Source organism: Stenotrophomonas sp. STEN023 (assembly GCF_056760135.1).
The window spans coordinates 17,846-27,013 of the sequence record NZ_JBRREF010000064.1 but is presented as its reverse complement, the minus strand read 5'-3'; the positions used below and the strand labels follow the sequence as shown (position 1 = coordinate 27,013).

Here is a 9,168-nt window from a genome sequence, read left to right as displayed (position 1 = left end):
CCCCCTCCCTTGCGCGCAGCGCAGGGGAGGGTTGGGGAGGGGGCTCTGGATTTTGCTCATCCAAAGCGCCGCCTGCGCCCACGTGCTGAATAGCTACGCGCACAAAAAATACCCAAACCCCAGCCAGCCCAAGCCTTTCCAAGAACCAGCTGAAATCCGATTCAGTTTCAGGAGTTTTCCGGTTTCCGCCTCGCTGCCTTCATCGGGCATTATTGGGAATCAAATTGACGGGGAACCGACCATGAAGCGATCCAAGGCCACCGCACTGGTGCTGATGAGCGCCGTGCCGCTGCTGCTGACCGCCTGCCAGAAGGACGAAACGGTGCAGGTGCAGGAAGGGCTGTACACCTCGGTGGAAGCCTGCAGCGAAGCCACCGGCAATCCGTCCAGCTGCCGCGAGGCATTTGCCACCGCGCAGAAGCAGTCCGCCGACGCCGCGCCCAAGTACGCCAGCAAGGAAGAGTGCGCCAAGGAATACCCGGCCGAGCAGTGCGTGCAGCAGCACACCAGCGCCGGCACCTCGTTCATCGGTCCGATGATGATGGGCTTCTTCATGTCGCAGATGCTCAACGGCAGCCGTGGCGCCGTGGCCGCACCGCCGGCATCGCAGCCTGCATTCAAGGACAACGCCAATGGTTGGGCCAAGCCGGCCGCACCGGGCGGCACCGGTGGTTTGAACACCGGTAGCGGCATCGGCGCTGGCAAGGCTGGCCTGGCGCCGGTCACCGCCACCCCGAACCGCGCCGTCACTGCCAGCCGTGGTGGTTTTGGTGCGCGTAGCGGCGGCCGCAGCAGCGTCGGCGGTTGATGCAGTGAAGCGCGTTGCAATTGCCGAACGCGGCAACTGGAAGGCCCGTGCTGCGGAAGCGGGCTTCCGCTTCCACACCATCGACGGTGCACCGTATTGGGATGAAAGCGCGTACTACGCGTTTACCCTGCGCCAGATCGAAAACGACATCGAAGATCCCAGCGCCGAGTTGCATGCGATGGCGATGGATCTGGTCGGTGAGGTGGTGGGCAGCGATGCGCTGATGGCGCAGCTGGCCATTCCCGAAGCGTTCCGTGACTGGATCGCCGAAAGCTGGCGCCGCCGTGATCCGCATCTGTATGGCCGCTTGGATTTCGCCTACGACGGCAATGGCCCAGCCAAACTGTACGAACTCAACTACGACACGCCGACGTCGTTGTACGAAGCATCGTTTTTCCAGTGGCAGTGGTTGGAAGATCAGCGCAACCGTGGCGCATTGCCGCAGCAGGCCGATCAGTTCAACTCCATCCATGAGAACCTGGTTGAGCGTTTTGCCGAGTTGACCTCACGCCTGCCGCCGCCGTTGTATTTCAGCGCGGTGGGTGAGTCGGAGGAAGACCAGGGTACGGTGGCCTATCTGCGTGATTGCGCGGCGCAGGCCGGCTTGCACGCGGCGGCGATTGCCATCGAGGACATCGGTTTGTCGGCTGACGGCCGTTTCACCGATCTGGACGACGTGGTGATCGGCAGTCTATTCAAGCTGTACCCGTTGGAAGACCTGATGCGCGAGGAGTTCGGCGCGGCCTTGCCGCGTTCGGGCGTGCAGTTGCTGGAGCCGGCGTGGAAGGCGGTGTTGAGCAACAAGGGCATCCTGCCGTTGTTGTGGGAGCGCCATCGCGGCCACCCGAATCTGCTGGAATCCTATTTCGACGATGGCAGTGCCTTGCCGGCTGGTTGGGTGCGCAAGCCACTGCATTCGCGCGAAGGCGCCAATGTGGCCATGCACATGAGCGACGGCAGCTGGCAGGAGAGCGAAGGGCCGTATAACGGACCGAGCATCCGCCAGGCGTTCCATGCCTTGCCGGTGTTTGATGGCAACTATCCGTTGGTGGGCAGCTGGGTGGTGGGTGACCGCGCCTGTGGTGTCGGCATTCGCGAAGACAATAGCCGCATCACCCGCGACAGCGCTCGTTTCCTGCCGCACGCCATCATTGATGATGCGCCGCAGGGCACGACCAGGATTTATCTGTAAGCGGCTGTTGGGCCTGAATGCCACTGTAGAGCCGAGCCATGCTCGGCTGAGGCTTTACCGGTAATGCTCCTGCCGAGCATGGCTCGGCACTACATGGCGCAGCTTTTGTAGGAGCGGCGTGAGCCGCGAAGCCGGTTACAGCAGGCCGTCGCGCTTTACCGCGAGGTAGCGTTCAACCAACGCTGCCGGCAATTCTTCAGCGGTGACGTCCAGCACCATCACGCGATGGCTGCGCAGTACTTCATGCGCATCGCTGCGCTGCTGCAGGTAAGTGGCAATCGCGCCGGCCTGTATCGCCTCGGGCACGGTTTCCACGTCGCGTGCAAAGGCTTGATCCAGTTCGCGCTCACGCAGGCTGGCCACGCAGACCAGATGTCGCTTCTGCAGCAGACGAACGGCGGCCAACAGATCCTCGATATCTTCGTCGCGAACGTTGGTGACCAGCATCACCAGACTGCGCCGTGACTGCCGCAATGACAGCTCCGTGGCTGCAGCAAGATAGTCGGTGGCCACCGGCTTGGGCTGCAGGTCGTAGCTGGCACGCAACAAGCTGTCGATCGCGCCCATGCCGCGCTTCGGTGCTACCCAACGGCTGTCACCACCGCTGGCGAACAGGCCGACGCCGTCGCCCTGGCGCAACGCCAGATACGACACCACCAGCGAGGCGTTGAGCACATGGTCGAAATGCGACAACCCGCCTTCGTCGGCCATCATCCGCCGGCCGGTATCTATCATCATCACCAGCTGCTGGTTCTTTTCGTCCTGGTACTCACGCGAAATCAGCTTGCGCGCGCGCGCGGTGGCCTTCCAGTCAATCTGGCGCAGGCTGTCGCCGACGCGGTATTCGCGCATCTGATGGAAATCGGTGCCTTCGCCACGACGACGCTTCAGATGTGCGCCTACCAGTCGTGATGCCATCTCGGCGCTGAGCAGGGCGAAGCGGGTAAGCGGGGCGAAGTTGGGATAGACGCGCACGGTTTGCGGCGTGCCAACAGTGCGCTGTTGCCGCCATAGGCGCAGCGGTGAATGCAGGCGAAGATGCACGCCATCAAACACGAAAGTGCCGCGATTGGCCGGGGTGAAGCGATAGCTGAAACGGGTTTCGCTGGCTTTGCCAAGTTTCAACCGACGCGGCAGGCCGTTGCTGTTCCAGCCGTCGGGCAGCAGGTCGAATACATCGACGCGTTGCTTGCCATAGGAATCCAGCTGCAGCCAGGTTTCACGCTCGACGCCCAGGGCCAGGGAGTCGGGGAGTTCGCGCCGTACCTGTGGGCTGGGCTTGCGCCACAGCAGCAGGAGATCGAGCAAGGCGAGCACGCCGATTGCCGCTGCGCTGATGGTCCATGCCTGCAGTGGCAGGTAGTGCAGGGCAACTGGCAGGCCGAGCAGGCTCCACAGCACCAGCAGGGTGATCAGTAGGGGAGCGGGTCTCACTGCGTGGGCCAGGTTGGTTGGTGACTTGGGGTTTGGCGCTGAGGAGCAACAGCAAGAGCCGAAGCCCCCCTCTCCAACCTTCCCCTTCGCGCTGCGCGCGCAAGGGAGGGGGTAGAAGCGAAAGCACCCCTCCCCAACCTTCCCCTCCGCGCTGCGCGCGCAAGGGCGGGGGTAGAAGCGAAAGCATCCCTCCCCAACCTTCCCCTTCGCGCTGCGCGCGCAAGGGCGGGGGCTGAAGCACGGGCTTCGTTTGAGGTGCTGGCGCTGCTTGCCGCTTTGCTCACTTGCGCGGGGCCTCCACCTTGGCGAGCAGCGCGGTCAGGGCGTCGTCGGCGGATTGGCCTTCGATCTGCAGTTCCGGGGCCAGCGCGATGCGGTGGCGCAATGCCGGCTTGGCGATCTCGCGTACGTCGTCCGGGGTGACGAAGTCACGACCGGACAGCACCGCCTGTGCGCGTGCTGCGCGAACGAGCGCGATGCTGCCGCGCGGGCCGGCGCCGAGGGCGATGCCCGGCCACTTGCGGGTTGCCGCGACAATGCGCACGGCGTAATCGATCACCTGCGGGTCAACGGTGATCGCAGCTACCGCCTTCTGCAGTTCCACTACATCGGCGCCGCTGAGTACGCGCGGTACCTGGCTGAGGTTGAAGTCGCTGGCGGTGCGGCCCGTGGTGATCGCCTGCACCATCTGCTTTTCGTCTTCCAGCTGCGGGTAGTCGATCAGCACCTTCAGCAGGAAACGGTCCAGCTGTGCTTCCGGCAGCGGATAGGTGCCTTCCTGCTCGACCGGGTTCTGCGTGGCCATGGTCAGGAATGGCGGTGTCAGCGAGAAACCCTTGCCTTCGATGGTGACCTGGCCTTCCTGCATCACTTCCAGCAGCGCCGACTGGGTCTTGGCCGGGGCGCGGTTGATTTCGTCGGCCAGCAGCAGGTTGGTGAACACCGGGCCGCGACGGATCTTGAAGCTCTCGGTCTTGGGGTCGTAGACGGCGTGGCCGCTGACGTCGCTGGGCATCAGGTCCGGGGTGAACTGCACGCGTGCGTAGTCCAGTTCCAATGCCTGTGCCAGGGCGCGTACCAGCAGCGTCTTGCCCAGCCCGGGCACGCCTTCGATCAGCACGTGGCCACCGGCCAGCAGGGCGATCAGGATCTGGTCCAGCACGTCGCTCTGGCCGATGAAGGCATGGCCTACCGCTTCGCGGATGCGCTCGACGCGTTCAATCAGATCCGTGTTGACCGGCGCGGGAACAGGCGCGGGCGTCGGTGCGGGTGCATCGCCGGGGAGGGCAGGCGGAGTGAGCTCGTCGGTCATAGCTGGTTTCTCATCTGGATGAGCAAGCGGATACGGTCACGCAGGGCAATGTCGTCCTGCGAAGGGGGAATCTGCAAGGCAGTCTGCACGCGGCTGATCGGCCACTGCAGGTGATCGGCAATGGCCTGCGCCTGGGCATCGCCGCTCAAAGCGGCGGCCACCGGCACGCGACGGCGCAGACGGGTGAGGAAGGCCTGGCGCACGGCGTCGTATAGCAGCGGCGACTTGCGGTAGCGGTGCAGGTGCTCGCCGCTGGCGCGTACGTGTTCCAGCAGCGAGCGACGGTCTTCCCGTGGCGAGGGCAGCAGAGCGCCGAAGCGCTGGCAGCGCATCCATAGCCACGCCAGCAGCGCGAGCAGCAACGGAACCCACACTGGCCAGCCACGCTGGAACAGCGTTTTCCACAGCGATGGCAGCTCCATCGCATAGATCAGGTGGGTGGTGCCCTTGCCGTAGTTGGGTGCAAGCACCAGGCGGGTGAGATCGCGGTGCGGGATGTCGCGCAGGCCGGTATCGCGTTCGCCGCCGCCATTGAGCAGGAAGTCCATGCTGCCCAGTACATCGACCCGGCCCAAGCCGTAGCGCAGGCGCGCATACGCCAAGGTGCCGTCGTCACCCGCGTCGGTCCAGCGGCGCTCGGCGCGGGCTTTCTCGGCGAGGGTGAAGCGGTTGCCGCTGCAGAATTCGTTGTGCGATTCCTGGCCTGGCACCTGCCAGATCTGGCAACGCGCCGGGACCTCACTGGGGACCACGCCAAGACGTTCCAGCAGGCCTTGTTCGTCACCATCGAGGTCTTCGTCGGTGTCAGGCGCCTGCAACACCAAGTGGCCGCCGAACTGCAGCCAGTCCAGCAGGCTTTCCACCTGTGTTGGAGTGAGCAGGCGCGGGTCGTCGAGCATCAACACGGTATCGCCAGGCTGCAGTTGCATGGCCGGAAGATCGAGCTGGCGGCGGGTTTCAGCCTTGCTGCCATCGCGGATCAGGGTCTCGCGCAACGCGTATAGCGCGTTGTAGGTCGGCTCGCCGTAAGCGGGCAGGGTGATCTCTTCGCTGGCCCGCTCGAAGTTGCGTACGAACCAGAATGCGATCAGCGCCGTCAGCAACAGCAGCACCACAATGAGTGAATTACGCAGCGCCGCGTTCATGCCGGCCACCCGTACTGCTGCTGCAGTTCCTTGGTCAGCGTTTCGAATTCTTCATCGCTCGGCAGGCGGCCGGCATAGGCGGCGTACTGCCAGGTGCGCACCATGCGCGCGAACAGGCTGCGGTCGGCTTCCTGCGGCATCTTGCGCGATGCACGCAGGCACTGCGCCTCGGTGGCACCCGGTGGCAGGATCACGTTGCCGCGTTCGACCAGCACTTCCACCGAGGCGCGGTACAGCAATGCCAGCGCATGGCGCGGCTTGCCCTCGCGCCAGAGTCGGCGGGCGCTGCCGAGGATGTCGGGCGGCAGTACTTCCGGCAGCAGCAGTGCCTCCTGGGTTGCCGGCGCGTGCACCTCGCGGGTGCTGCGGCCATCGCCACGGAACCACGGCAGCCACCAGCGTGCGGTGAGCGCGAGTACCAGCAGCAACACACCGAGCAGTATCCACAGGATGCTTTCACCGATCAGCGCCACCGCCTTGGCGATGGCATTGAAGATCGGGCCTGCATCGGGGCCGTCCTTATCGTCCTTGGCGTCGGGCGTCTTGTCCGAAGCCTTCCTCACCCAGCGGGTCACGTTGCGCTTGGCGCCCAGCTGCGGATCTTCATAGGCGCGGGCAGCTGCTTGGCGGAAACCGGCGGTGTCAGCCGGCGCAGCACCGAACATCTGCTGCGGTGAGGTTGCACTGGTGGGAGCAGCATCTGCCTGCACTACGGTCTTGTGATTGCCGTGGCTGCTGCCGGCATCCGTGTCCGCCGCATCCTGTGCCCGTGCCTGCAGCGACGGCAGCGCGAATACGGCCAGCAACAACACCAGCATGGGTGCCATCCCGGCCAGGCGTTCGCGCAGGCGACGGAAGGCGATCTCCACGTCCCAGGCTTCCAGCTGGGTGCGGCGGTTGAGGTACAGGCCAAAGCCGGCGCCGCTGTAGAACGGGCTGATCAAGGTCATGGCCAGCCACGCCAGCAGGTTGAAGCCTATCCACGCCCATGCCGGGGTGTCCTCGCCAATCAGTTCCCAGGTGGCGCGCAACGATTCGGACAGCAGTTCCACCGGCACGAACATGAAGACCAGGGCGACACCGGCAAGCTGCAGCATCGTCTCGAAGTGCCAGCAGACCCAGGTAAGCAGGGAGGCGTGGCCGTAGCTGGCACCGCCCAGCGCATGCCGGCGCGCGCGCCGTTGTGCGGCATCGCCGCCTTCCAGCAGATCGACTGGCATCAGCAGTGAGCGCGCCGGACTGAGCCGGCGCCAGCCGAGGTAGGCGCCGATGCCGCGCCAACCCCAGTTCCACTGCGCGCGCAGGGTCTGGCGTGTGCTGGGTTCGGCACCGAATGCGCCGCGCGAGATCACGTACAGCGGAATGCGTTCGAACAGCGGCTTGAACCACCACAGGATCAAGCTGGACAGCCAGAAGCTGTCCAGCCACCAGCCCAGCAGGTTGAGCAGGGCAAACACGGGCAGGGTCAGCAGGATCCAGGGTTTCCAGATCGCCCCGGCGTGGCGGCGCACCAGGGCGGTGCCCAGTTCCATTGCCTCCCACTGCGAGCGCGCACGCAGCACCACATCGAGTTGGTCAATCCGCATGACCGCCTCCACGCCCGCCGCGCCACAACCACAGCAGCACGACCGTCCACAGCACTGCCGATACGCTGAGCTTGCCCCACATCGGCACCCACGCGATCGATGACCAGAAGGCCTCGATGAAAGCGGCCACCAGTAGCATGAAGGCTACGCCCAGGCACAGCCGCGCACCAATCACGCCGCCTTCGATCAAGGCATCGATGCGGCGCTTGCGGCCCGGCGCCAGCAGGCGCAGGCCCAACTGCAGGCCTGCACCACCGGCAATCACGATTGCCGTCAACTCAAATGGCGCATGGCCGACCACAAAGCGCCAGAACGGATCGCCGTAGCCAATGTGCTGCAGGTGCCCGGCAACCGCACCGATGGTGACGCCGTTGAACAGCAGCACCAGGATGGTGCCGATGCCGGCCAGCAAGCCGCTTGCAAACGTGCGCAGGCCGATGCTGATGTTGTTCATGATGTAGTGGCCGAACATTGCCCAGTCGGTGCCGCTGTCGCGGCCCAGATTGTCGGCGGCCGGGTTGTACATGCGTTCCAGCTGCGCGACCTGGTGGGGGTCCATCAGCATGTGGATCAGGTCCGGCTTGTATTGCAGCAATACGAAAATGCCGGCCAGCGGCAGCACGAACAGCGCGCAGGCCACCCACATCGCGCCGGCCTGGCTGCGCACGGTGGTCGGGAAATCGGCGAACAGGAATTCAACCGCACGCTGCCAGCGCGGCGCCGGTGTGCGGTAGAGCAGGTTGTGGCCGCGCTGCATCAGCTGTTGCAGCTGTTCCACCAGCTGTGGGCTGTAGCCGCGGTGGCGCGCCAAGGCCAGCTGCTGGCAAAGGCGGCGGTAACGTTGCGGGATGGTTTCATCGCCAAGCAGGGTGGGATCGTTGGCTTGGCGCTGTTTGCGTGAGCGCTCGCCATGGCGCTGCAGCCAGTCCTCGAACTGCTGCCATTCGTGCTGGTAGCGGGTGACGAACTGTTCCTGTCTCATCGCCGCCCCAGCAGCCAGTTGGCCATTGCATACAGGCGCAGCACGCCGGCCTGGCCGCGCTCCTGGCTGAGTCCGCTGACCAGATCGGCCAGCTCGCGCTGGCGCCCGGCTGACAATGCCGGCGCCCGTTCGGCGAAGGCGACCAGTGCCGCCTGCTCGCCTGGCTGCAAGGGCAGGGAAGGTACCAATACGGTATCGATACGCGCCGGTGCGGCAGCGGGGCGGGAAGATGTGTGGATGACCAGCGAGCCCGCGACCAGATCACCAAGACGGCGCCCATGCGCGTCGAACAGGCAGCTGACCAGACCCAATGCATAGCCGAAGGGAAGTGCGTCGACGGTGCGCAGCAGGTTGCGCACGATCGCAGGCATCCAGCCCAGCGGTGCGCCATCGCGTGCCACCACGCGCAGGCCCATCACCTTCTTGCCCAGGGTGCGGCCGAACCACACCTCCAGCACGATCGGATAGGCCCAGAACATCAGGAACATCAGCCCCAGATACAGCCCGCTGCCGAATTCGCCCAACGCGATCAGCAACGGGCTCATCAACGCCAGCACGCCAAAGCGTACGCACAGGTCGATCAGCCAGGCCAGTGCACGCGGCACCGGGCCCGCGGCGGGCAGGTGCAGCGGTACGCCTTCCGGCGTGATGACCTCGCGGTAGGTGTCCAGCATCGGCCGCGCTGTGCTCATTGCAGTGATTCCAACAC

The 9,168-nt window shown here is 65.1% G+C and carries 8 protein-coding genes; 2 read left to right on the top strand and 6 right to left on the bottom strand.

The features are described from left to right. The first annotated feature begins 241 nt into the window (after nucleotides 1-241). Nucleotides 242-808, top strand: a complete 567-nt coding sequence (locus ACVOLV_RS16310; RefSeq protein ID WP_481555299.1) for a DUF1190 domain-containing protein — start codon at nucleotides 242-244, stop codon at nucleotides 806-808. A gap of 4 nt (nucleotides 809-812) precedes the next feature. Then, entirely contained in the window at nucleotides 813-2,000 is a 1,188-nt protein-coding gene (locus ACVOLV_RS16305; protein ID WP_481555298.1) for a glutathionylspermidine synthase family protein, read from the top strand. A 135-nt stretch (nucleotides 2,001-2,135) separates the two neighbouring features. On the opposite strand, the gene ACVOLV_RS16300 is transcribed toward ACVOLV_RS16305, so the two are convergent. The 6 genes from ACVOLV_RS16300 to ACVOLV_RS16275 all read right to left on the bottom strand — a co-directional run bounded on the left by ACVOLV_RS16300 (nucleotide 2,136) and on the right by ACVOLV_RS16275 (nucleotide 9,151). Continuing rightward, the gene (locus tag ACVOLV_RS16300) at nucleotides 2,136-3,434 is read right to left on the bottom strand and encodes a DUF58 domain-containing protein (RefSeq protein WP_481555297.1); all 1,299 of its coding nucleotides are present in this window, start codon (nucleotides 3,432-3,434) and stop codon (nucleotides 2,136-2,138) included. Between the two features lie 280 nt (nucleotides 3,435-3,714). Beyond that, nucleotides 3,715-4,746, bottom strand: coding sequence for an AAA family ATPase (locus ACVOLV_RS16295; protein WP_481555296.1), 1,032 nt, complete (start codon nucleotides 4,744-4,746; stop codon nucleotides 3,715-3,717). After that, nucleotides 4,743-5,891 (bottom strand): DUF4350 domain-containing protein, encoded by a 1,149-nt coding sequence (locus ACVOLV_RS16290; protein WP_481555295.1) that lies wholly within the window; start codon nucleotides 5,889-5,891, stop codon nucleotides 4,743-4,745. Before ACVOLV_RS16290 ends, ACVOLV_RS16295 begins: the two co-directional genes overlap by 4 nt. Continuing rightward, nucleotides 5,888-7,477 carry a DUF4129 domain-containing protein gene (locus ACVOLV_RS16285; RefSeq protein WP_481555294.1) on the bottom strand — a complete coding sequence of 530 codons (1,590 nt, stop codon included), beginning with the start codon at nucleotides 7,475-7,477 and terminating at the stop codon, nucleotides 5,888-5,890. The genes ACVOLV_RS16290 and ACVOLV_RS16285 overlap by 4 nt, the downstream gene beginning before the upstream one ends. Beyond that, nucleotides 7,467-8,459: a stage II sporulation protein M gene (locus ACVOLV_RS16280; RefSeq protein ID WP_481555293.1), complete on the bottom strand. Its 993-nt coding sequence runs from the start codon at nucleotides 8,457-8,459 to the stop codon at nucleotides 7,467-7,469. The genes ACVOLV_RS16285 and ACVOLV_RS16280 overlap by 11 nt, the downstream gene beginning before the upstream one ends. Then, nucleotides 8,456-9,151, bottom strand: a complete 696-nt coding sequence (locus tag ACVOLV_RS16275; protein WP_481555292.1) for an RDD family protein — start codon at nucleotides 9,149-9,151, stop codon at nucleotides 8,456-8,458. Before ACVOLV_RS16275 ends, ACVOLV_RS16280 begins: the two co-directional genes overlap by 4 nt. Between the last annotated feature and the right edge of the window lie 17 nt (nucleotides 9,152-9,168).